This window comes from Bacteroides togonis (assembly GCF_900130135.1).
In the GTDB taxonomy this organism is placed as follows: domain Bacteria; phylum Bacteroidota; class Bacteroidia; order Bacteroidales; family Bacteroidaceae; genus Bacteroides; species Bacteroides pullorum.
Genome location: NZ_LT670820.1, coordinates 2,480,919 through 2,504,938 on the forward strand (window position 1 = coordinate 2,480,919; position 24,020 = coordinate 2,504,938).

The window sequence follows — 24,020 nt, forward strand, 5'->3', positions numbered from 1 at the left end:
CAAGAAGATAATTATGATTAATGCCCAAGACATTAAAATCGGAACTTGCATCCGCATGGACGGCAAGCTGTATTTCTGCATCGACTTCCTGCATGTAAAACCCGGAAAAGGCAACACCTTCATGCGTACCAAACTGAAAGACGTTGTAAACGGCTACGTACTGGAGCGCCGCTTCAATATCGGTGAAAAGCTGGAAGACGTACGCGTTGAACGCCGTCCTTACCAATACCTCTATCAGGAAGGTGACGACTACATGTTCATGAACCAGGAAACTTTCGATCAAATTCCTATCGCCCACGACCTCATCAACGGCGTAGACTTCCTGCTCGAAGGCCAAGTTGTAGATGTAGTATCCGACGCTTCAACAGAAACTGTACTTTATGCTGACATGCCTATCAAAGTTCAGATGAAAGTCACTTACACTGAACCGGGTCTGAAGGGCGATACTGCTACCAATACACTGAAACCCGCTACTGTTGAATCAGGTGCAACCGTCCGCGTTCCTCTGTTCATCAACGAAGGCGAAATGATTGAAATCGATACACGTGACGGTTCATACGTAGGACGTGTAAAAGCATAAGGATAAACGAACCTTATATATTGTTCCCGCATTCTTTCAACAAAAGATGCGGGAATTTTTTATTTCCCCAATTCTATTCAGCTTCCATTTAGCCATTTTTCAAGGGATCATCCTTGTCTGGCGAATCTGGTTCAGGCGTAGCATCCGGATTAAAAGGATTAAAATAATAAATGCCCTTTGCATCCAGCAACTGAAGATAATATGGCAGCTTTTGCATAAAGAGGCTACAATCTTTTGCATGAATTGGCGTCCAAGCAGACTCTGCCACAGCTATCAGACGAGGAAAAGTCATAAAATCCAACCTCTTGGCATCAGCGACACGTTCCGACCAAAGATTAAACTGAAGGCCTAATATTTGCTCCTCATACCCCTGAAACAGGTTCATAAGCGGTTCAGGGAAGCGACAAATATCCTCTATCGGATTATAGCCACCCCACATACGCCCCACTTTATGAGTACCATACTGAACAAAATCAGCATACAATGGCCGACGCGGAGTCAAAATCACCCGATAGCCATTCTCCAAAGCCTTGAGCAACTGATATTTTCGGTCATGTCGCCACCACATAACCAACGACTTTTCAGGCGAAACTCCTGCATCTACAATCTCATCCCAACCAATCATCGTTTTCCCTTTGGAAGCGACCATATCGGCTACTCGACGAATGAAATAATGCTCCAGCTCCACTTCATTAGCCAACTCCTTATCTTTAATAAACTGCTGAATTTCCGGATCTGTATACCAGCTTTGATTGCCGAAATGCACTTCATCTCCTCCAATATGTATATAAGGTGAAGGGAACAAAGCAATCAACTCATCCAATACGTTATTGATAAACTCAAAGGTTTCTTCCTTACACGGATGGAAAGTAAAATGCTTCCACTTTCCTTCACCACCACCCGATATTTCTGGATAAGAACGACATACCGCCGTTGCATGCCCTGGCATATCAAATTCAGGAATAATCATAATGTGACGTTCGGCCGCATAGGCTACAATTTCTCGAATATCCTCCTGCCTATAATAAGCAGCAGGAGCTTTGGGATCATGCCAGTTGCCAACAGCTCCTTCAGTAGTTAGTTTAGGATAACGTTTGATTTCGATGCGCCATCCAGGTTCATCAGTCAGATGCCAATGGAATACGTTCATACGAAGCGACGCCATGATGTCCAAATACTGCTTGACCTTCTCCTTGCCAAAAAAGTGACGACTTTCATCCAACATGAACCCACGCCATCCATAACGGGGAGCATCTTCGATCCGACAAGTATGAACACGTCCCTTTCCCATACGTACCAGCTGAACAAAAGCCTCTTTAGCATAATATAGCCCAGACTCAGAAGACGAACGGAGCGTCACTTGCTCAGGAGTGACAACCAATGTATAAGCCTCATCTGGCATCCCCGCCTTCTCATCCTGCTCCAACACAATCATACCAGAAGAGGGTGCAGAAACATCCAAAAGACGATTCAACGTATCTGCCAAAGCCTGTGACAAATTGTCTGCATAGCCTCCATTACCACAAACTCTGACATTCTGCCCAACAATAAAAACGCCTTTCCCTCCCTGCATGTGAGCCGGCGTCGGAAGCAATGAAAACTGCGCCAGCAAAGGCAAGACAAATCCACACAAACAAACGATAACAGAAAGTTTCTTTTTCATATCTACAAATATATCAATGTATTCAACGTACATTCCAAGTCACCCTATATTAGCTTTCTATAAATAGAAGGCATCCTTACGAATTTTACGATCGCGAGTAACCAATCCCTTATCGTTTACACCCGGACGATCACCTTCCGTACGATGAGCAGCTCCGAAATCAAACATATTCCACACAAATGATCCCCAAACAAAAGGACGTTCTGCCATCGCTTTCCAGTTTTCCATGTGATAATTCAGCCATTTAATCAGTGTGTCTAAAACGAAACACACAAAAATAAAGATTTATTTGCAAGCGCCCATACTTATCCAAAGGAAAAAGTTATCTTTGCCAAAGAAACATCATTATTCAATATGAAATATTCGGTTATCATCCCCGTTTATAATCGTCCTGACGAAGTGAACGAACTGCTAGAAAGCCTCACCCTACAAACTTGTAAAGACTTTGAAGTGGTAGTGGTAGAAGACGGATCGTCCATTCCCTGCCAAGAAGTCGTGGAGAAATATAGTGACCGATTGGACATCCACTACTACAACAAACCGAACTCCGGTCCTGGACAAACCCGTAATTACGGCGCTGAACGAAGCCATGGCGAATATCTCATCATATTGGATTCTGACTGTATCCTGCCACCTGGTTACTTCGAAGCTGTTGAAAAAGAATTGCAATCTTCTCCCGTCGATGCTTTTGGAGGCCCCGATCGTGCCCACGCCTCTTTTACAGACATTCAAAAAGCCATCAATTATTCGATGACTTCATTCTTCACCACTGGCGGCATCCGAGGAGGCAAGAAGAAAATGGACAAGTTCTATCCCCGCAGTTTCAACATGGGTGTGCGACGCAGTGTCTATCAGACTTTGGGAGGTTTCTCAAAGATGCGTTTTGGCGAAGATATTGATTTCAGTATCCGTATCTTCAAAGCAGGCTATCGCTGCTGTCTCTTTCCAGAAGCATGGGTATACCACAAACGCCGTACCGACTTGAAAAAGTTCTTCAAACAGGTACATAATTCAGGTATCGCCCGCATCAATCTCTACAAAAAATATCCTGAATCACTGAAGCTAGTACATCTGCTTCCGGCCCTTTTTACATTAGGTACCGTTCTATTGCTCATCTGTGCGATATTCTGCCCCTATGCTTTGCTGCCCCTTTTGGCCTATGCACTCCTCGTTTGCATCGACTCCACTATCCAAAACGGAAACATTCGTATAGGTTTATACTCCATTGCTGCCGCCTACATTCAGCTCATCGGCTACGGTACAGGATTTTGGCGTGCATGGTGGAACCGTTGTATTTGCCAGAAAGGGGAATTTGAAGCTTTCAAAAAGAACTTTTATAAATGAAAGCGATTACCATGAATAAACTCACCATCAAACAACTGGCTGAATCCGACCGTCCTCGCGAAAAGATGATGCAAAAAGGAGCCGAAGCTCTGACCGACGCCGAACTGCTAGGCATTCTGATCGGCTCCGGCAATACGGACGAAAGTGCCGTAAACCTGATGCAACGTATCCTTTCGGCTTGCGACAACAACCTGAACCAGCTGGCCAAATGGGAAGTACGCGACTTTGCCCGCTTCAAAGGCATGGGGCCGGCCAAAAGTATCACCGTTATGGCCGCTCTCGAACTAGGGAAGCGCCGCAACCTGCAAGCACAAGGAGAGCGTCTCTGTATCAAAGCGTCAACAGACATTTATAATTTGTTCCATCCCCTGCTTTGCGACCTACCGACTGAAGAATTCTGGGTATTGTTACTCAATCAAGCAGGCAAAGTCATCGACAAAATCCGTATCAGTCGCGGAGGTATCGACCAAACCACAGCCGATGTCCGTGCCATTTTACGCGAAGCACTCATCCAACGAGCTACACAAATAGCACTGATACACAATCATCCCTCAGGGAACGTACGTCCCAGCAATGACGACCTTCGCTTGACACAAGTCGTACAACGTGCCGCACAAACTATGAACATCCGACTCATCGACCACCTCATCATAACCGATGGACATTATTTCAGCTTTAACGACGAAGGACATTTATAATACAAACGACGTTAAGTGCCTCTTTACGACCACCAAGTCCATGTTTACGTTCACCAAGTTCATGTTTACAATCACCAAACATCAATTTATTCGGCAGGCGTTATGAATTCTTCCGTCACCTAACATAATAAAACGCAAAATAGCTTCTAAATGACTTCACGCTTTCACATTACACATAATCTAACGTGAGTTCGATATAAGATCAAATTATAATCTACTAGTAAATAGGAACATAGCGATAAAAGTATTAAATTTATAGTGCTGAATTATAAGATTTAAACGATTACCGCTATGTTTCCAGAGTCTAAAGTTACAGAGATTTATTGTATGGCCGATGATTTTTGCAAGGAATTTGCGTTGCAACAGGAAAAATATATGATAGAAGACAAGAAACAGAACCATCGCAACAAGCCCAACCGCATGGGTGATGCTGAGATTATGGTTATTCTTATCCTGTTCCACTCCGGTGGTTTCCGCTACTTTAAGCATTACTATAAGGAATATGTATGCAAACACCTGAAACACCTTTTCCCACGTTTGGTATCCTATAACCGTTTCGTGGAACTGGAAAAGGAAGTACTGCTTCCCTTGACTATTTTCATTAAGAAAGTCCTGTTGGGAGCCTGTACAGGTATCAGTTTTATTGACTCCACTCCCTTGCGTGTATGCCGTAACCAAAGAATCCTTATTCATAAGACATTTGAAGGGCTTGCCGAGCGTGGAAAATGTTCCATGGGCTGGTTCTTCGGATTCAAGTTGCATCTGATAATCAATGACAAGGGTGAGATTCTCAATTTTATGTTCACGCCTGGAAACGTGGATGACCGGGAACCATTGAAACAGGGTAAGTTCCTGGAAAACATCAAAGGAAAATTGTGTGCAGACAAGGGATATATTGGCCAGGCTCTGTTTGAGAACCTTTTCCTTAATGGCATACAACTTGTCACTAAAGTTAAAAACAATATGAAGAACTCACTGATGAGCATCTCCGACAAGATCCTGCTCAGAAAAAGAGCCTTGATTGAAACGGTCAATGACGAGCTGAAGAATATTGCACAGATCGAACATTCCAGACATCGTTCCTTTAACAACTTCATTGCAAATTCCTTGTCGGCTATTGCGGCATATTGCTTTTTTGAGAAGAAACCCGCCATTGACGTGAATTTTGTCAATGACGGACAACTGTCTATCTTCTAATTCTATTTCGAACTCACGTTAATCTACCTCAAATAAGGAAATTACGGTGAAAGATAAAGCTTCACAGCCATGAAACATGTTTTTTCTACCTTCTCAAATTGGTTTCAAGCCAAATAAGTGTATTTCAGACAATTAATATTTTCACGTTCTCCTGGGAGAAAAAGATATTTACTATATTCCACCTGTTTTGCACAGAATTCCTCCCACAATATTCACAAAGAGTGTAGTTTTGCCAAAAACCTGAAAAGTCTATGAAAACAAGTATGAACAACTACACCCGCAAAAGAATATTCGGTCATACTGACGAATATCCATGCCTGCCAGTCTCCTTGCAAATCATTCCGTCTGAAGAAGATTGCAATGAGAAATGTCTATTTCCATATAACAATCTGATTGCCAAAAGATTACAAAATACTTGTAACCTTTCTGTCACACTAATGTAACACATGCCAAGTACCTTTGCACCGAAAATCTAACATTAAAAACATTATAAATATAGTGTACAGACAAATAATAATTCACCAAACTAAAAATCTAATTTTATGCTGAATGTACAATTAAAAAAGAAGTGGACATTACGACAAAGTGTAATCTTTGTGATGTTCCTGCTAAGCAGTACCTTAGCATTTGCGCAAAACCGAGTGACCGGTACAGTAACAGACAAGACCGGTATGCCGCTTCCGGGCGTCAACGTGCTGGAAGTAGGTACCACCAACGGCAACATTACCGACGTGGACGGTAAGTACTCCATCAATGTAGAGAAGGGCAAAACCCTGCAATTCTCCTACATCGGTTTCGTGACTCAAGATATTAAAGTAGACCGCAACGTCATCGATGTAGTGATGGCTGAAGATGCCCAGGCATTGGAAGAAGTGGTCGTTATCGGTTACGGTAGCATGCAACGCAAGGATGTGACCAGCTCTATCACAACCATCAAATCCGATAAAATGAATATCGGTACTTATACCGATCCCGCCCAGATGCTGCAAGGTAAAGTACCGGGGCTGACCATTACGCAGAGTAGCGACCCGAATGGCGGAACATCTTCCATACAGTTGCGTGGCGCTTCTTCTCTGCGTGGCGGTGAAGCTATGGAACCCTATTATGTAGTGGATGGGGTACCTGGCGTGTCTTTGGCCTTGGTCGCTCCTGAAGACATTGAGAGTATTGACGTATTACGTGATGCAACAGCAACGGCCATTTATGGTTCGAAAGCCGCTAATGGTGTGATTATCATCACAACAAAGAAAGGTAAATCAGGAAAAGCTACCGTTAACTACAATGCTTATGTAGCTATCGACAACGTGATGAAGAACCTGGACATGATGACAGCTGCAGACTTGCGTGCTTATGCACAACAGCACAACCTGACCATTGGCAATGACTTCGGTGCAAGTACCGATTGGCAGAAGGAGGTACAGCGTACCGCTTTCACCCACAACCACAATGTATCTATTAGCGGTGGAACGGACCGTACGCAGTACAACGCAAGCATCAACTACATAGAAAAACAGGGTGTTATCAGGGGGACTGACATGGATCGTCTGATTGGACGTGCATTTTTACAAACGAAAGCATTGAATGATCGCTTGACATTATCCATAAATGTAAATGCAAGTGTCACAAACAATCATTCTGTTGAAACCGGTTCGGACAACACCAGTGTTTACGATGCCATGAACTATTATTCGCCGCTGGTTCCTGTATATGATGAAAATGGCAATTGGACGTTGTATGAAGGAGTATCGCAAAACTACAACCCGTTGTCGTTGATCAATGAAGATACCTATGATCACACGACAAAGAAGATACAGGGAACGGCCAAAGCATCTTTGGATATTATCGAGGGACTGAAATGGGATGCCATGCTTTCCTACCAGAATGAACAATTCTTGTGGGACGAATATCATTCTTCCAAATCACAGCTGACTACGGTGAAAGATAACGGACAGGCTCACCGCCGTACCACTCAGGATTACAGAAAGGTATTTGAAACTTACTTGAACTATGACAAAACGTTCAACGAGGCGCACAAATTGGGAATTATGCTGGGTTATTCTTGGGAAGAAACGACTAAAGCAGACGGATATGGTCTTACCGTATATGATTTCTATAGCGATGCAACCGGTTATAAAAACTTGGGATTGGCCAATAAGATGGACGGCATCAACGGAATCTGGTCTTCGGCAGAAAATACACTGCGCATGATATCCTTCTATGGACGTGTGAACTACAGCTACAATAGCAAGTATCTGTTGCAGGCTACGGTTCGTCGTGACGGTTCTTCCGCGTTCGGTGAAAACAACCGTTGGGCAACTTTCCCCTCTGTATCGGCTGCCTGGCGCATTTCGGAAGAAGATTTTGCAGAAAACTGGGGATTCGATGACTTGAAACTTCGTGTAGGCTACGGTGTCAGCGGTAACTCTTTGGGATTTGATCCTTATCTTCCAATAATGGTGTATGGAGGGACAGGATGGTTTACCTATACGGATGGAACCGAATACCGCACCATCGGTGCCTTGAGAAACAATAATCCCGATTTAAAGTGGGAAAGCACCGGCATGTTCAACATCGGTTTGGATTTCTCTGTATTGGGTGGCCGTTTGGGAGCAACCATTGAGTATTACAGTAAACAAACGTCTGACCTAATTCTTGACTATCAGGTTTCCACCAACAGATACCAATACGGAACCATGTGGGCCAACGTAGGCGACATTTCCAACAAAGGTGTTGAAATCAGCATCAACGCCATTCCGGTTCAAACCAAGAATTTCCAGTGGAGCACTACCTTGAACTTGTCGCACAACAAGAATGAGGTTGAAAAGATTTCCAATGACACTTATTCAGTGCCGTATATCAACAGAGCCAAACCGAACATCGGAGGTTTCGCGCAGACGAATTCAATCCAGCGCATCATGGAGGGCGAGCCCATCGGTACGTTCTACACTTATCATTGGGAAGGTTATAATGAAGACGGGGTGTCTATCTTCTCTCACTACGATGAAGAAGGGAACTACATCGGAACAACCACCAATCCGGGTGAGCAAGACCGTGTGAAAATAGAAGGTTCTGCACAGCCTAAACTGAATTTAGGGTGGAACAACACTTTGAACTACAAGAACTGGACATTGACTGCTTTCTTCCAAGGAACTTTCGGTAATAAAATCATGAACTTGCCGCGTGCCCAATATAATAACGTGACCAACTTGGGCGTAGGTAAAAACGGATTGAAAGAAATCATCGAACTGAACAAGCCTAACGATGTCAACGCACAGGCACCGTCTGACCGTTACATCGAGGACGGTAGCTACCTGCGTCTGTCGACATTAAGCCTGAGCTACGATTTCGGGAAAATCGGCAATTGGATTAATAACCTGAAGCTGACCGCTACTTGCAACAACGTATTCACGATAACAGGCTACTCCGGCACAGACCCTGAAGTAAGTCTGGGTGGGGTGGAACCGGGTATCGATTGGCGTAATTCTTTCTACCCACGCACCCGTACATTTATGCTGGGGCTGAATGTGAATTTCTAATTAACTGATTAACTGGAACAATATGAAAAAGATATCTAAATTATTTATATCTGCCGGATTATTGGCCATGGCTGCTACCGGCTGTACGGATCTTGATGTGGACATCACATCTCAATATACAGAATATCCGGATTCGGAAATTGCCATTGAAGCCAAAATGGCGAATGTTTACTATGCATTCCGCGGGGCATTAGGACGCCGCTACAACGAAGCCGTATCATTCTCCAGCGATGAGTTTACCGGTATTTCTTTTGATGGAGACTATTACAACTCCGGTGAGAATTCCCATCCTACACTTCACATGTTGACGCCTGATGATCCTACTATTGGTTGGTATGGTGACTTGACTTCGGGTATCACCAACTGTAATAAAGCGATCTTGGAATTCGGTGGTGAGGACGAACCCTTGGCTGCGCCGGCATTGACCATGCGTGCATTCTATACATTCATTCTGATGGACTGCTACGGTGCTACGCCTATCCTTGACCATTTGGCTGAAGAAGACGAGGTTATTGCCCGTTCACCGCGTCCTGAAGTCGCAGCTTTCATCGAAGCAGACTTGCTGAAAGCGCTTCCCAATTTGTCCCAAGAATCCAACTCGGTGACCTATGGAAAGCCAAATTACTGGATGGCGAAAGCTCTTCTTGCCAAGTTGTACCTCAATTGGGGAGTTTATTCTTGCGAGGATGTGACAACTTATACCCCCTCGACCGCTAATCCAAAACTGAATGATTGTATCGCCATCTGCGATGAAATCATGGCTTCCGGATTATTTGACCTGAGCGACAGCTATCGTGAAAAGTTCTGGCCGGAAAATGGCGCTCATATCAAGGACTTCATCTATGCAATGCCTTATGACCGTATTACTGCCCAAGGTATGACATACGCCCGCTTCCGTACCTGGCGCCAAATGAACTCGCTTGATGTTTCGATGTATGGTTTTAAGTTGAGCGCTTCGGTTGGTGGTAATTTTGCAGTGAATCCGGAAATGGTAGACCTGCTTTCTCTGCCGGGCGACGAACGTAACCAATCCATTGTGGGTGGTCCTATTTATTACTTTGACAGCAACCGTAATTTAACAACTGATCCGGTTATTTATGAAGGACAGCAACTCGTGTTCACCAAAGAAATCACATTGAAGTCGGGTAGTGTTCCTGAGGAAATCAATACGGGTAAGGATGTTAACGGTTGGTCGCAAGGCTACAAATCGGTAAAATGGTTCCCGACTTATGACGATTATGTAAATGGTCGTAACCAGAGCAACGATGTGCCCATCTTCCGTTATGCCGATATTATCCTGACGAAAGCAGAAGCCATCCTGCGTGGCGGTTCGGCAACCAATGGTGACACACCGGCTTCCTTGTTGAATCAGATACGTTCCTATGTACATGCGCCTCAGTTTGAAGGCGAACCCACACTGGATGATATCTTGGACGAACGTGGTCGTGAGTTCTTCGACGAAAACTGGCGTCGCAACGACTTAATCCGTTTCGGTAAATTTGAAGACGATTGGGGTTTGAAGCATGTCATCAATCCGGCTGCTAAAACCGAATTGTTCCGTCGTATCTTCCCGATACCGACAGGTGTGATGAATACCAACACGAACTGGAGCCAGAACGCCGGATACTAATAAACACACAGAAACATTTTTAAGGTAAAAGCAAGCGATTGTTTTATTTAGAGTTTTAAAAATGTAGGCCTTGCACAAGACCTGCGGTAATGCCATTCCGCAGGAGGCGTGCAAGGCTTTTTCTTACATGAATTACCACGCCAATGTACGGAGGAGGCAAGTGTGGCGAAATACCCTTTTCCCTCCTTGTCCGCTTCTTCTTTCTTTCACAGTATGGATGTGACACCTTCACAGTACGGATGTGACGCTTTCACACTAAAAGCGTGAAGAGATGTGAAGGCTTCACACCTTATGGAACGCTGGGTGTGAACAGGCTGGACAGAGGGCAGGCATCGGCTTCTTGCGGATATTTATTCAAAAAGACATGTCGCCGTCACTTGCGTTTCCGCAGCCTTTTATTAATTTTGCAATCAGATGATACCTTCACTACCCTATAAAATAACAAGCATGCGAAAAATCAAATCATTCCTTTATACAGCATGGACAGTCATCCTGGCAGGAACGTCACACGCCGCCCACGCTGAGGGACTGCCCGACCGAATTGCCGACGAGTTCCCGTTGACGCAATATGTAGACCTACGCATCGGAAGCGAAGGGCTGGGACGTGTGTTCATCGGTCCGACCTATCCGTTCGGCATGGTGAAACCTTCACCGGACTGTACGCCCGCACCCAACAACGGATGGGATCCCATGCCCACACGAGTGGACGGCTTCGCACAGACCCACATCAGCGGGACGGGAGGCGGACAGAAGTATGGCAACGTTCTGGTGCAACCTTTCTGCAACGGCATGAACCAGATTAACCATTACTACCACCGCGCGGAAGAAGACTTCTCACTGGGATATTACCGCACGACATACCGCGAAAACGGCATCCGAACGGAGATTACCACAGCTGAACGAGCCGCATTGTATCGCTTCACCTATCCTACAGACTCTCTGAAAGGACTGGCCATCGACGCAGGATTTTTCCTCGGCGAAAACCCGGTACCGGACGCTCGCGAGGCGCAACAGTTTGTGGGATCGGAAGTGAACATCGTCAGCGACACGGAAGTGGAGGGATACACTCGCATACGGGGTGGATGGAACAACGGAAGAGCGTACACAGTGTATTTCTACGCACAGACTGACCGCCCCTTCATCGAAACGGCAACCTGGAAGGGCGACAGCATCTGCCCGGACCAGAAACGACAATATGATTCTTATCAGAAGACGGGTGCGCTGCTACGGTTCGGCGGGGAAGAAAATCAAGTGCATCTAAGGGTGGGCATCTCGTTCCTGAGCACGGGACGGGCACGCCACAACGCACACCATGACTTGCCGGAGTGGTCCATGGAGAAGGTGTATCGACGGCTGCTGAACACATGGGAGGAGTTGCTGGGACGCATCTCGATAGCAAACGACACACCGGAGGAACAAAAACGTATGTTTTACACGGCCATCTACCATGCCCTGATGATGCCGGCGGACCGAACGGGAGAAAATCCGTTATGGAATGACCCGCAACCTTACTACGATGATTATTATGCCATCTGGGACACATACCGCACAAGCACACCACTACTTACATTGATGGATCCGAAGCGCGAGGCAGACTTAGTGCAGTCACTACTATATATCTACAAACGAGACGGATACCTGCCTGACGCACGTAGCGGTAACTGTAACGGACGCACGCAGGGGGGCTCGAACGCAGAAGTGATGATAGCGGACGCCTACGTGAAGGGCTTACAGGGTATCGACTGGGACCTGGCGCTGGAGGCGATGCTGAAAGACGCCACCGTGGATCCAGGCGGACACCACGAGGCGGAAGGCCGGGGCGGACTGGACGAATATCTACACTTGGGCTATGTGCCTTGGGGCATTCCACGTGCGGGTAACCGCACGGTAGAATACAGCTACTGTGACTATGCCATCTATCAGGTAGCGAAAGGTATGGGTAAGAAGGATCTGGCAAAACAGTACTTGAAACAAAGCGAAAGCTGGAAAAATCTTTGGCGCTCTGACTATGAGCACGACGGTGCACGGGGCTTCATTATGCCGCGCGACGCACAGGGCAACTGGCTGGATAGCCTGACCTATGGACACAGCCGACTGCGCAAGCCGAAGTATGTCTACACGCCCGTGACGTCAGAAGGGCCGTGGTACACGCCATGGTGGAATACATTCTTCTACGAGGGTTCGTCGTGGGAATACTCGCTAAGCGTGCCCCACGACGTACCGGGGCTGATAGCGATGTGTGGAGGAGCCGAGGCTTTCGAACGAAGGCTGGACACATTTTTCGATCACGGCTATTACAATGTGAACAACGAACCGGCCTTCCTCACGCCGTATCTGTATCACTGGATAGGGAAACCCGACCGCAGTGCGGATCGGGTGCGTGAAATCGTAGGGCAGCACTTCAGTGCAAAAGCAGACGGTCTGCCAGGCAGGGACGATGCGGGAGCAATGTCGTCGTGGCTGGCGTTCCACATGATGCCGCTCTATCCTAACGGAGGGCAGGACTATTACCTCATCCACGCACCGATGCTGCGGGAGGTAACGTTCCATCTGGCGAACGGTCGCCAATTCCGCATCATGGCCGAAGGACTGTCAGAGCGGAATCGTCACATCATATCGGCCACACTAAACGGCAAGAATTACCCCTACTCAGCCCTGCGCCACGCCACACTCATGGAGGGTGGTACACTAATACTGAAGATGGGCGACAAACCGGGCGAGTGGGGAAAACGTATGTTCAAGGAAGAGAAATAACATTATGAAAACCAAACTTCTTACTCTACTGACTTTACTGTGGATGTCCCTCGCCGCAGGGGCACAGGTGATACCGGACACATTGCTGTTCGTCTTTAAGCTGCACGGGCAGACGCGGCGCTTTGAGATGAGCTTCGAAGAAAAGAATGACACCGTAAGCCTCATCTGGGGCATCGAACGCAAGCTGAAATGGCTGTCGGGGACTTACACCATGATGCCGGAAAACGTAGAAAACGGCTCGTCACTTAGTTTTCTGCAGCCGGAGGACAAGAACCATGTGACACTGCCTGCCGGGGAAACGGTGTACATGATAGGACGCAAGGCATACCGCACGCTGAAAACGACGGGAGAAATGGACTATAACCGGACGACGTACCGTCTACTGGATACAGACGACCGCGCCCTGGGCCTGCCGCTACTGCACGTCAAGGACACGGTCGAGAATGAAGAAATGTGGATACTGGACCATCCGACTCTACCGCTAGTATGGCGGATGAAAGACAATCCACTGGAAATAAACTGGACAGCAGAGGAGATTAGGAAATAAGCCTCTCAATCAGCTTCATCGAGCAACCCCCAAAGATGCCGTCGCAAATCCGCCCAACGATAGTAAGGACCGGAGGCAGGGGCAAGACCGGTGAGACGTACTTCGTGTTCGTTGTGGAGCAACTTCACCAATATTTGCCCCCCGGCATTGCGGAAGAATATGAGTTGCAGGTTGGCTGCCATCGGCGAGACGCGGTAGTCCTGCCAAGCCAAGTGGAATTTCTCAATATCTGCTTCACGCCCGTTGCATCCTTCTATACCCATCAGGGCAAGTAAACGAATAAGGTGAGTATCATGCCCAAAGCGAAGGTCAGCGCAAGGCCTTCCAGCAGCAATGGCCTTGTCGGCACTCTCCACAATGTTACGTAGCAAAGCTGTAGCCTGGCGAGGCATCAGCCCTCCATTGAGCGGAGCGGCGGCATTACACACGTACATACGGGCGTTTACCACTTTCCACAGGGCCATTAGCTCGTCGTAGGTAAAAAGGTCGAAGAAGGCGACACCCTTCAAATGGTCGCAATTCTGCATGTCGATGGCAATCCAATAGATATCCTCCATCAGCTTCCGTTCCTGCTCATAGGACATGCGGACGGGCAAAGTGACCAGAGCCTTCACAAAACGTTCCGGTTGTATCTGCTCCCGCTCGAAACGGCGGAAGTCGGCACGCCACGCCACCGTATCGGAACAGAAAGCCTCGGCCTCGGGCGAGGTATGGGCGATGTAGTCCATGTAGCACTGATAAGCCCTGCGACTGACACACAAGCGGGGATTCTGCTCCTTCAAAGCCTCGGTGAAATAGCTCATGCTCATGGCGCAACGCAACGACGTGGACGAGCGGGCATCGACCACTGCACTGTCGGCAAATACCGACGGAAATGATGTAAACATACGGTAGGCAATATCGTGATGCTGACGTTCGCCTAACGGCGTAATATTGCCGCTACGCCCACGGGCATCTTCCCACACGCGATGCAAACGGCCACGTACATCCTCGCCCAACGTCGTAAGTGCATGCACGGTAGCCAGTGAATCGAACACATCGACCACACGCTTGTAATGCACATCATCGGTACGCCAACGGGAACCATGTCGCCCGTAGTGCGAGATGTAAAATGCCTCAAAACCAGCAGGAGGCGGAGTCTGAACAACAGCCGGTGTCGGATAGGCAAAATAAATACTCCCCAGTTCTTCGTTGGTGGGCCTTAGTTGTGCAGTGGCCATCCCCACTGCACACACGCATACATATAGTAAGACAACTATTCTGTTCATAACATATCAGAAATTAAAGTATATTTTATCGGGCCACAACGACGTTTGTCGAAGCCTTCTGCTTCAGCAGCTCCCCGGAAGCCGCCACAGGACGGGTGTCTCCCCACTTCAGGCGAGGATTATTGATATAAATATCACTGGCCGTATCAATATAGAAGCCATAAACCTTGTCGTTCACAAAACCTTCACCCACACAAGGTCGTTTGTCGTATACACCTCCCGGATAATCCGTTCGTTTTAACAATTGAATATCAATATCGTCAAAATAAATATGGTTCACCTTACCGGGCACATCACCACCGACAAACACACCATTTTCACTGATGCATTTCACATTGGAAAACCAGATGCGGCTCACTTCACCACACCGTCCTTCAGTAGCTCCTTTTGGAAAACGCCAGCCGGCATCCTTATGGTTGCCCACGGCACGAGGATAAGAAGTGACATAAATTGGCTCAGCCTTTCCCCACCACACATCTGACCATAGACGACAATCTACAATCATATTGTCAAACACAACATTCGTTACAGTACCTTCATCACGATTCTGAATGCCAATGCCACGGTTACTATCACGAATGATGCAATTATTAAATAAAACATTATTGATAACATCCATATTCTCAGAACCGATCTTGATGGCACAAGAGCGGGAAACCATCGTACAGTTGGTCACCACTACATCTTCACAAGAGCCGTATTCCTCAAACTCACGACGGTTTTTCAGGCAGATACAATCGTCGCCCGACTCGATGTAGCAGTTGGCTATGCGGACATGCCGCGAGTGATCCACATCAATACCGTCACCGTTACGTATCTTCAGGTTATTACGGATACTAATACCCTCTATCACTGCATCCTTACATCCGATAAGATGCACAGTCCAATAGGGACTGTTGCAAAGAGTAATATCACGGATAACCAGTCGGTCGATGGCTTCCAGCGTCAACACATGAGGACGTGGATCGAAGTCTGTCACCGGCTTCAGTTCATACGAATCTTCCAATTCCTTACCCATAAAAGCTACACCATTACCGTCGATGGTTCCCATCCCAGTAATAGAAACCTGCTCCAGATTCTTTCCACTAATCCACATCATACCTTCTCCACGGTTCTCGCGAAAAGCACTTTCTGTATAGACAGACTCATCGGGGTTGGCCAACAGGCGTGAATTGGCTTCCAAGTGCAGTTCCACAAACGATGCCAGTTTGAAGGGACTACACAAAAAAGTATGCCCGGCAGGCACCAGCACCTGTCCGCCACCAGCCTGTGCACAGGCGTCAATAGCAGCTTGAATAGCAATCGCATCATCAGTCTGCCCGTCGCCCACTGCACCAAAGTCCATAATATTGAATACATTGCCTGTCTGCTTCTGTCCTCCACAGGCAGCTAACAATAAACAACTGAAAACGAAAAAGATGTATTTAATTCTCATATCTATGATAATGATTAATGACCAATCTTTTCAATTACCTTCTTATTACTTCTGGTGGACAATCCTTCGGCAAACTACCCCACTCCCGATTGGGTTCAGGCCCCATCTCCAGTTCCAACGTGCCACCTTTCACAATGTCGGCATGATCCAGGTAGTTTTTGAGATAAGGCTGTCCGTTCAATGTAGCACGCTGGATATAAATATTCTGCTCCGAAGTCCCTCTAGCCTGAATAGTAAACGGCCGGCCTCCTTCCGGACAGAGCGTAATGGACGGAAAAGAAGGACTCGCCAACATATAATAGGGCGTACCCGGACAAACAGGATAGAAACCCATAGCTGCAAACATATACCAAGCCGACATTTGTCCTGCATCATCGTTTCCGGCCAATCCACCAGGGGTATTATGATATTCCGTATCCATAATATGGCGGACAACCTGTTGTGTTTTCCATGGTTGCCCAGCATAATTAAACATGAAAGCTACCTGATGGCAAGGTTCATTACCATGCCAATAACGGCCCTCAGAAAACATTGAATCAAGTTTGGCAACATAACAATCCTTACCTCCCATTTTTTCCATTAGGCCGTATGGATCTTGAGGCACATACCACGTATAATGACAAGGAGCACCTTCGGTAATAAAGCGTGTAAAACGGAATGCATTGTTCTCATCCAGGAAAATACCGTCAGCCCGGCGTCCTTGGACATAACCGGTACGGGGATCAATGACGTGACGATAATTACGGGCACGCTCCACCAAAGCATTATAGTCATCCTCCTTCCCTAAAGCAGCAGCAATTTGTGCCAACGCAAAATCATCATAAGCATACTCCAAGGTGCGCGATACCTGCTCGCAGGTATGGAACGCATCAGGCACACTGTCTTCCAAAGGAATATAGCCAAACTTTAAATAAGAGTCGAGCGCACGCCGTCCCATCCCATTACGATATTCTTCCAAAGAGGCAGGACATTCAAACGCATTCTTCCGTAGTCCCTCGTATGCTTTATTGATATCAAAGTTCCGTATCCCCTTGCTCCATGCGTCGGCTACTACCGACGCCACATGGTCACCAATCATGGCTGATGTATAACTGTTCCAACAGGGGAAAATGGGCATCCAGCCACCTTGCTCATACTTGCAGACCAACGATTGCATCATCTCACCTCCCTTCTGAGGAGTAATCAGATTGACCAGTGGATGCAAGGCCCGATACGTATCCCACAGGCTGTAGTCATCGTAATAAGTCTGTCCCTTTTTTGTCTGCATTATTGGAGTTCCGGTTGCGAAAGCTGGATAGCGACCGTCCACATCGTTAAACGTACGTGGCAGGAAGCTAGCCCGATAAAAAGCTCCGTAGAACTTGGCTAATGCTTCTTCGTTATCAGTCTCCACCTGAACGAGATTAAAACGCCGCTCCCAAATATCCGTCAATTCACAGCACACCTGTTCAAAGTTCCAATGGGGTATTTCTGCCTGCAAATTCTGTTCCGCACCGTTCTCGTCCACAAAAGACGAAGCAGCCTTCACCAACACCTCTTCTCCTGCTTTCACCTCGAAAGCCAAATAAGCTCCCACTCCCTGACGCCCATTCAATTCCAAAGAAGCATCAAACAATGAATCTGTCGCAAAGGTTCCATAACCGCTTATCTTTTTCTGAAGTTCAACCACAAAATGACCACTGAATCCAGCCGGTTCTCCCCAACCTTGATAAATGCGATGCACGGGGTTACAACCATAAATACGGCCATTCACCGTATCGATATGCACGGAACCTAGACCTTCATCACTGTTAGGGGTGACCACCAGATAGGCTTTACCTGCCTTCTGATAGGTAAAACGAAAAATGGCCGTACGCGAACGGGCCGTCAGTTCTGCTAGAATATCTTCATCAGGCAAAGTAACAGCATAATAGGCAGGCGTAGCCACTTCATCAGCATGGGAAAAACGTGTAGCACGAGCCTCAGCCTGACAACGCAAAGTGCCATACAACGGCATCAATGTCATAGAACCATAGTCCTGCGTGCAACCGCCCACAATCCAATGGGAATTGCGAAACCCCTGAAAAAGACTGTCACGATAATAATAGGGAGCGATACATTTCTTTTCGGAATCGCGGGTCTGAGGTGTCCAAAAATTCATGCCGTTAGGCTCGAGAACAGCAGGTAAAGTCTGTCCGTATTCTTCGGTATTCTTGCCGAACATACCAGCTGTCCTTGTTGTACTGGCAGCTGTTCCCACTCGTGTATCCACGTATGACAGATACGATGTTCCAACAGGAACATCAGTACAACCAGCATGGAAGCACAGACAGAACACGAACAACCCTATTGCTGCAATCACAGACATTCTCATAACTTTATATATATTTTCTTCTTATACAACGGATAACCCGCTGCTGCCATCAGCAGCATGAACAACAACGAATAGACAGCAGAAGCCAAATAAGGATTGGCCACCAACGAATGTATCATATCATAAACTGGCGGCTTGACACCTGTAACGCCAATCACAATAGCAAGGACTTCACTCAGCACATACAAAAACAATGGGTTAACACCGAACAATTCAAAAAAACGACACCAACGCCGTTTATCTTTATAGTCAATAAAGTACATTAACATAGCCTGGAACATAGCCGCCAAGCCGCAAGTAGTCAAGGCAAATGTAGGCGACCAGATACGCTTGTTAAGCGGAAAAGCCTCGGTCAACAGGAAACCGACAGACATCATCAAGAAACCCACTACAAAAAGTCTGACAATTTTCTTTTCTAGTGTATCGGCCTCCATGATTAAACGCCCACAACAAAAGCCTATCAAGGTATGAGCTATGGAGGGCAGAGTACTGAACAGCCCTTCAGGGTCAATAGGGCTCTTCTGATACAGATGGCCGACGCCCAACACGGCACGGTCAATCACGGAAAGCAGGTTGGTCTCATCAGGTACATACCCATTGGCTGCCAGCAAAAAGATACCATATCCTACCAACAGTATTCCCGCTATCCACCCCATCCATTTATGGGGGACATACAAAGCCAAAAAAGAAGCGGCACAATAGCAAAGGGCAATACGCTGTAATACGCCTGTCAATCTCAAATAGGCAAAAGGCAGAAAATCTCCCTCACAGATATGGTCGAACCAATAGATGGCAATACCAATCAACAGGATGAGTAAAGTGCGCTTCAGTATCTTCCACACGACAGCCCCCGACGGCTCAAAACGGAATTTACGGAGAGCAATGTAGGTCGATATTCCCATGATGAACAGGAAGAAAGGAAATACCAAGTCACAGGGTGTCATACCATTCCATGCCGAATGGCGCAACGAGTCGTACGACAGGCGTCCTCCCGCATTATTCACCACAATCATTCCAGCCACGGTAATCCCTCGTAGCACATCGAGTGACAGCAATCTTTTCTTCGGTAAAACCTCCGTCATGACTATTCCCTTTACATATTAATCATTCTGTACCAGTTTGATGGCTTTCTTGGCCAACTCAATGCAATCTCCTTCGGCCTCGGCTGTGTAGGGATTTTTAGCCAATGCCCAAGGTTCCTCCATGGCATAATAATCCAATTTCACTTCAGGTTTGCCATCCAGTTGGTCCTGCAAAGTCTTCCAATAGGCAGCCCAACGCATATAGTAGAAGTCACGCAGGATACCGTTCCACTCCTTATGGGCATAATCGCGCAAGCCACCATCGTCGGCACAGGTACGGTTGCCCCAAGTCGTAATCTGCACACGAGCATTCCATTCATAAAGGTCTTTCTCTTCGGGTGTAGTACCCAATTTGCGGGCCTGCTGAATCCAGCGGCCTACACGGAATTCACTACGCGTACCCAATAAGCTGTCCTGCATCAGCAACAGGTCGAGAAAACGTTTGGAGTCGCGGGCAAAACTTCGCTTGTCGAAGCTCTTGAAATCGGCCACCGTACGGTTATAGACAATACGAGCCTCATCGGATATGGCCTGACGTACCATATCGACCAAGTCATATTCAAAATTATTATTGCCACGATACTTGTCGGCCACTTCCACCATCAGGGCAGCTGCTTCGGCCGTCACGGTGGGGTCATAATAATTTTGCATCTTCGACCAACTGCTGGCCTGGAAGTTGTTCAGCGTGGGACGTCCGCAGAAGATGGACTCATGAGGTCCCTGTTGATTGTTACCGAAAGGACAGTTATAGATCGAATTAGCCAAAATCATCCAAGCCTGCTCAATCTTGGCATCGCGTACACCATAACGAGCATAGACATAATCCTTCAGCCATTCTTCTTTGGTAAACTTCTGGGGTCGCCAAGGCAACTCACACATCAGTTCAAACATCACTGGATTATTTTCCGAACCTTCCATCGTCAAGCCAATACCCTTCAGATGGGCTGCCAACGGATTATTCTTAGTCAGATAGAAGTTATTGAGCAACTGATCCATACGCCCGTGCAGGCCTACATTGCCACCAAAGTTCTCGAGCATGCAGAACAACCAGTCGTGCTGTTCATATCCGTTGTCACGTTTCCAGATGGAAGGAATACCCCACATCGGACGACATTCACTGAAGAGGTCCAAGATAAGCAAATCACCATTGTTCAGGTTCTTAATCATTTCCGGACGAGGATTTTCCGTCCATCCCTGTACCACCCAAACAGCCTTTGGATTCACTTTCTTCATTTCGGCCATTACAGCCTTTCCTGCCGCATCGAAATCCACTTCGTGAGCGTTCTCCAATTCATGGAAAGGGTCCATGGAATAATAGTCAGCCTTGCCGAAAAGTTTCTGCTGCTCACTATAATAAAGAGAAGCTATTTCGCTATAACGAGGATCGGTAGGTTGTAGGAAAGCTGGGCGAACGAATCCGTTCCACAATTCCGGTTTCTCAATATTAAGTCCCATCTTTTCGTCGGCATCGTGAGGTACCATACCGCTATAACCAGGGAAAACAGGCTTAATGCCGTATTCTTTCATTCGTTTCAGGATTTTCTTTTGCAAGGCCTCCTGTTGGGTGTACCAACTATCGGGATTGGGGCCTCCCCAACCTTCCAAATTATTCATGGCCCACCAAGCCAGAAAAGCCGGACCGGCAATGAAGCGATTCACCTCATCGCTGCTATAACCCAACTTCAGAAGCATGTTACGCCACACGCACTCCATACCGACAGCCGCCAAGGGCAGGTTGATACCATGCAAAGCCATCCAGTCGATTTCTTTCTCCCAGCGTTCCCAATCCCAGAAAGCCATGGAATAAGAATAGGTACAATAATTGAAATCGTAACGCAAACTCAAATCCGTCTCCTTGCGCAGTTTTTCTTCAACAGGTGGCAGCACATCAGGCAACTTAGCCTGCATACCGTTCCAAGTAAGATGAATGCCAGCATAATATTTCAGATACCAGTTGAGTCCCGTAGCAATATTAACATAAGTATTACCACGTACCACAACCTTCTTTCCTTTCTGGTCTAATTCAAAAAAATCTTTGTCACCTTTCTTCAATTCAATGACAAACTTGTGCGACGCTCCCTTATCTATCCTTTCAAGCAACCCATCAATAGGATTTGCAAACAATTGAACACTCCACACGGATATTAACAGGATAAGTAAACTGATTTTGTTCTTCATGATACTATTTCTATTTATGCAACAAATATAGAGACTTTCATCTAGCTATAAGTGGAAAATAGAAAAGTTTAGGAAGAATATAGTCCAGTCTGCAACCTGAAAAGACAAATGGCCTCCTTAGTCCTTCTTAAATCCGCTACTGGGCAAATAACCGAAAAACTCTTTAAAACATTTAGTGAAATACTTAGGATCATTAAATCCTACAGCATAAGCAACTTCGGAAACATTAATATCGCCTTTTCCTTCTTGAATCATTCGCCGAGCTACATTCAATCGATAATTCTTCATAAATTGTCCGATAGGCTGTCCCACCAGTGCATGCATTTTACTATTTACCAAAGTTTTGCTGTATCCCATATCACGTACAAAACATTCCAAATTATACTCTGAATCCGCATAATTCTTTCCCATTAGCTCAATAGCTTTATTAACAAACTGCTGATCTCTGGATTCTTCCTTTATATGCAATTCGCTTACATTACCACTGGCTGAAAATTTTTTCTTGTAACTATTCCTAAGATTAAGAGGGGTTCTATAATTAACACTTCGTGATGATCGGGAGAACCCGATTAAGCCTGACCGACACGGATTTTATTAATTCACGATGTAAAAGTATGTGTTTTAGCTCATAACTATATCACCCCCCCAATTTTAACATAAATTAATATTTAAGGCATAACTATCCCTCACAAGTAGCCAGCCAATCGCCATGATACTTGACAATCTGACAGAAGCGGCAGATATTGTACATTAGGCTCGTCAGTGCGGTATTGGCTTTCGCTCGGCTTATCCCGACCGTGCGGACGAACAGCCCGTGCATACTCTGTTCCATGAAGCCAAAGACATGCTCCACACGGCTGCGCACTTTGGACTTTGTCCTGTTGTTGGCCTTTTGGGTTTCTGTCAGCGGACGATTCCTGTGTCCTTTTTCACATATGACAGGGGTCATTCCACGTTTCCTGACCTCATCGTCCTTGCCGACATATCCGGCATCAAGGTACAAGGCTTTCCCCTTGTCTTCATCCGTAATCAAGTCGGTGACCTTCTTCGAGTCGTGCACACTGGCGGATGTGGTGTCGTAGGCAAGCACGATCTTCGTTTTGGCACACACCTTGGAGTGGTTCTTGTATCCGTAATAAGTTTCACCACGCTTCTTCGTCCAACGGGCATCAGTGTCCTTATGGCACTTCTTGTGTGGATTGTCATTCCAAAGTTCATCACCCCTGCCGGCTTTTATCTGCCGGTTTTCCTCGCGAGTGTTGCGCTGACGGGGAGCGGTGACAAAACTCGCATCCACTATCTTGCCGCTGTTGAAAACAAGACCTCTATCCTCCATGTACCGGCGGAACATGTCGAACAGTCTGTCGTACGCGCCACAGACTTGCAACGCCTCCTTGTATTTCCAGACCGTCTTTTCATCGGGAACGTCCTTTACGCTCTCTATACCAAGGAACTGGCGGAAGCTCGTCCGATCAACAATCTGGTATTGGATTTGATGGTCTCCCAGGCCGTAGTAGCGTTGTAAAAACAGAACCTTGAACATCAGAACCGGTTCGAAAGGCTTGCGCCCAGCGTTACTCTTGCGCTCTTTGTTCGAGAGAGCGGCCTCAAGTTCAGGGCGAAACATCTCGAAGTCAATCAAGTTGTCAAGCGCAGTCAATGGGTTACCGAGGTTCGACAAAATCGTATGAGTATCTTCGGACTCGAAAAGACTCTTGCTAATGCGGTTTCTGTATCGGTTCTGCTTTTTCATCG

Annotated in this window: 16 protein-coding genes and 1 pseudogene; 8 read left to right on the forward strand and 9 right to left on the reverse strand. The window is 46.7% G+C overall.

Going from position 1 to position 24,020, the window contains the following annotated elements:
• Nucleotides 1-13 precede the first annotated feature (13 nt).
• Nucleotides 14-580 carry an elongation factor P gene (gene efp / locus BQ8005_RS10650; protein WP_021846607.1) on the forward strand — a complete coding sequence of 189 codons (567 nt, stop codon included), beginning with the start codon at nucleotides 14-16 and terminating at the stop codon, nucleotides 578-580.
• An 88-nt stretch (nucleotides 581-668) separates the two neighbouring features.
• Here efp and BQ8005_RS10655 read toward each other — a convergent pair whose 3' ends face one another.
• Nucleotides 669-2,243, reverse strand: coding sequence for a beta-N-acetylhexosaminidase (locus BQ8005_RS10655; RefSeq protein WP_075319138.1), 1,575 nt, complete (start codon nucleotides 2,241-2,243; stop codon nucleotides 669-671).
• A gap of 57 nt (nucleotides 2,244-2,300) precedes the next feature.
• Entirely contained in the window at nucleotides 2,301-2,516 is a 216-nt protein-coding gene (locus BQ8005_RS10660; protein WP_075318022.1) for a hypothetical protein, read from the reverse strand.
• Between the two features lie 81 nt (nucleotides 2,517-2,597).
• Between BQ8005_RS10660 and BQ8005_RS10665 the strand changes: the two genes are divergently transcribed.
• The 7 genes from BQ8005_RS10665 to BQ8005_RS10695 all read left to right on the forward strand — a co-directional run bounded on the left by BQ8005_RS10665 (nucleotide 2,598) and on the right by BQ8005_RS10695 (nucleotide 13,949).
• Nucleotides 2,598-3,587, forward strand: coding sequence for a glycosyltransferase family 2 protein (locus BQ8005_RS10665; RefSeq protein ID WP_075318023.1), 990 nt, complete (start codon nucleotides 2,598-2,600; stop codon nucleotides 3,585-3,587).
• An 11-nt stretch (nucleotides 3,588-3,598) separates the two neighbouring features.
• Nucleotides 3,599-4,285, forward strand: coding sequence for a RadC family protein (radC, locus tag BQ8005_RS10670; RefSeq protein ID WP_075319140.1), 687 nt, complete (start codon nucleotides 3,599-3,601; stop codon nucleotides 4,283-4,285).
• Nucleotides 4,286-4,576: 291 nt separating this feature from the next.
• On the forward strand, nucleotides 4,577-5,482 hold the full coding sequence (locus BQ8005_RS10675) for an IS982 family transposase (protein ID WP_075318024.1): 906 nt from the start codon (nucleotides 4,577-4,579) through the stop codon (nucleotides 5,480-5,482).
• A 542-nt stretch (nucleotides 5,483-6,024) separates the two neighbouring features.
• Complete coding sequence (locus BQ8005_RS10680) at nucleotides 6,025-9,018, forward strand: SusC/RagA family TonB-linked outer membrane protein (protein WP_075318025.1); 2,994 nt, start codon at nucleotides 6,025-6,027, stop codon at nucleotides 9,016-9,018.
• Nucleotides 9,019-9,040: 22 nt separating this feature from the next.
• Nucleotides 9,041-10,648, forward strand: coding sequence for a RagB/SusD family nutrient uptake outer membrane protein (locus BQ8005_RS10685; RefSeq protein WP_075318026.1), 1,608 nt, complete (start codon nucleotides 9,041-9,043; stop codon nucleotides 10,646-10,648).
• Between the two features lie 447 nt (nucleotides 10,649-11,095).
• Nucleotides 11,096-13,402, forward strand: a complete 2,307-nt coding sequence (locus BQ8005_RS10690; protein WP_083610550.1) for a GH92 family glycosyl hydrolase — start codon at nucleotides 11,096-11,098, stop codon at nucleotides 13,400-13,402.
• Nucleotides 13,403-13,406: 4 nt separating this feature from the next.
• Nucleotides 13,407-13,949: a hypothetical protein gene (locus BQ8005_RS10695; protein ID WP_234984033.1), complete on the forward strand. Its 543-nt coding sequence runs from the start codon at nucleotides 13,407-13,409 to the stop codon at nucleotides 13,947-13,949.
• 5 nt (nucleotides 13,950-13,954) lie between these two features.
• On the opposite strand, the gene BQ8005_RS10700 is transcribed toward BQ8005_RS10695, so the two are convergent.
• The 7 genes and pseudogenes from BQ8005_RS10700 to BQ8005_RS10730 all read right to left on the reverse strand — a co-directional run bounded on the left by BQ8005_RS10700 (nucleotide 13,955) and on the right by BQ8005_RS10730 (nucleotide 24,018).
• On the reverse strand, nucleotides 13,955-15,217 hold the full coding sequence (locus tag BQ8005_RS10700) for a histidine-type phosphatase (protein ID WP_075318028.1): 1,263 nt from the start codon (nucleotides 15,215-15,217) through the stop codon (nucleotides 13,955-13,957).
• A 25-nt stretch (nucleotides 15,218-15,242) separates the two neighbouring features.
• A complete protein-coding gene (locus tag BQ8005_RS10705) occupies nucleotides 15,243-16,652 on the reverse strand; it encodes a glycoside hydrolase family 28 protein (protein ID WP_075318029.1) in 1,410 nt (469 codons plus the stop codon).
• Between the two features lie 34 nt (nucleotides 16,653-16,686).
• Nucleotides 16,687-18,999: a GH92 family glycosyl hydrolase gene (locus BQ8005_RS10710; protein WP_075318030.1), complete on the reverse strand. Its 2,313-nt coding sequence runs from the start codon at nucleotides 18,997-18,999 to the stop codon at nucleotides 16,687-16,689.
• A gap of 2 nt (nucleotides 19,000-19,001) precedes the next feature.
• Nucleotides 19,002-20,087, reverse strand: a complete 1,086-nt coding sequence (locus BQ8005_RS10715; protein WP_075318031.1) for an acyltransferase family protein — start codon at nucleotides 20,085-20,087, stop codon at nucleotides 19,002-19,004.
• 18 nt (nucleotides 20,088-20,105) lie between these two features.
• A complete protein-coding gene (locus BQ8005_RS10720; protein ID WP_075318032.1) occupies nucleotides 20,106-22,265 on the reverse strand; it encodes an alpha-N-acetylglucosaminidase in 2,160 nt (719 codons plus the stop codon).
• A 117-nt stretch (nucleotides 22,266-22,382) separates the two neighbouring features.
• Nucleotides 22,383-22,799: pseudogene (locus BQ8005_RS10725) on the reverse strand (helix-turn-helix domain-containing protein); the annotation flags it as partial.
• Between the two features lie 145 nt (nucleotides 22,800-22,944).
• Nucleotides 22,945-24,018, reverse strand: coding sequence for an IS5 family transposase (locus BQ8005_RS10730; RefSeq protein WP_075317828.1), 1,074 nt, complete (start codon nucleotides 24,016-24,018; stop codon nucleotides 22,945-22,947).
• Nucleotides 24,019-24,020: the final 2 nt, after the last annotated feature.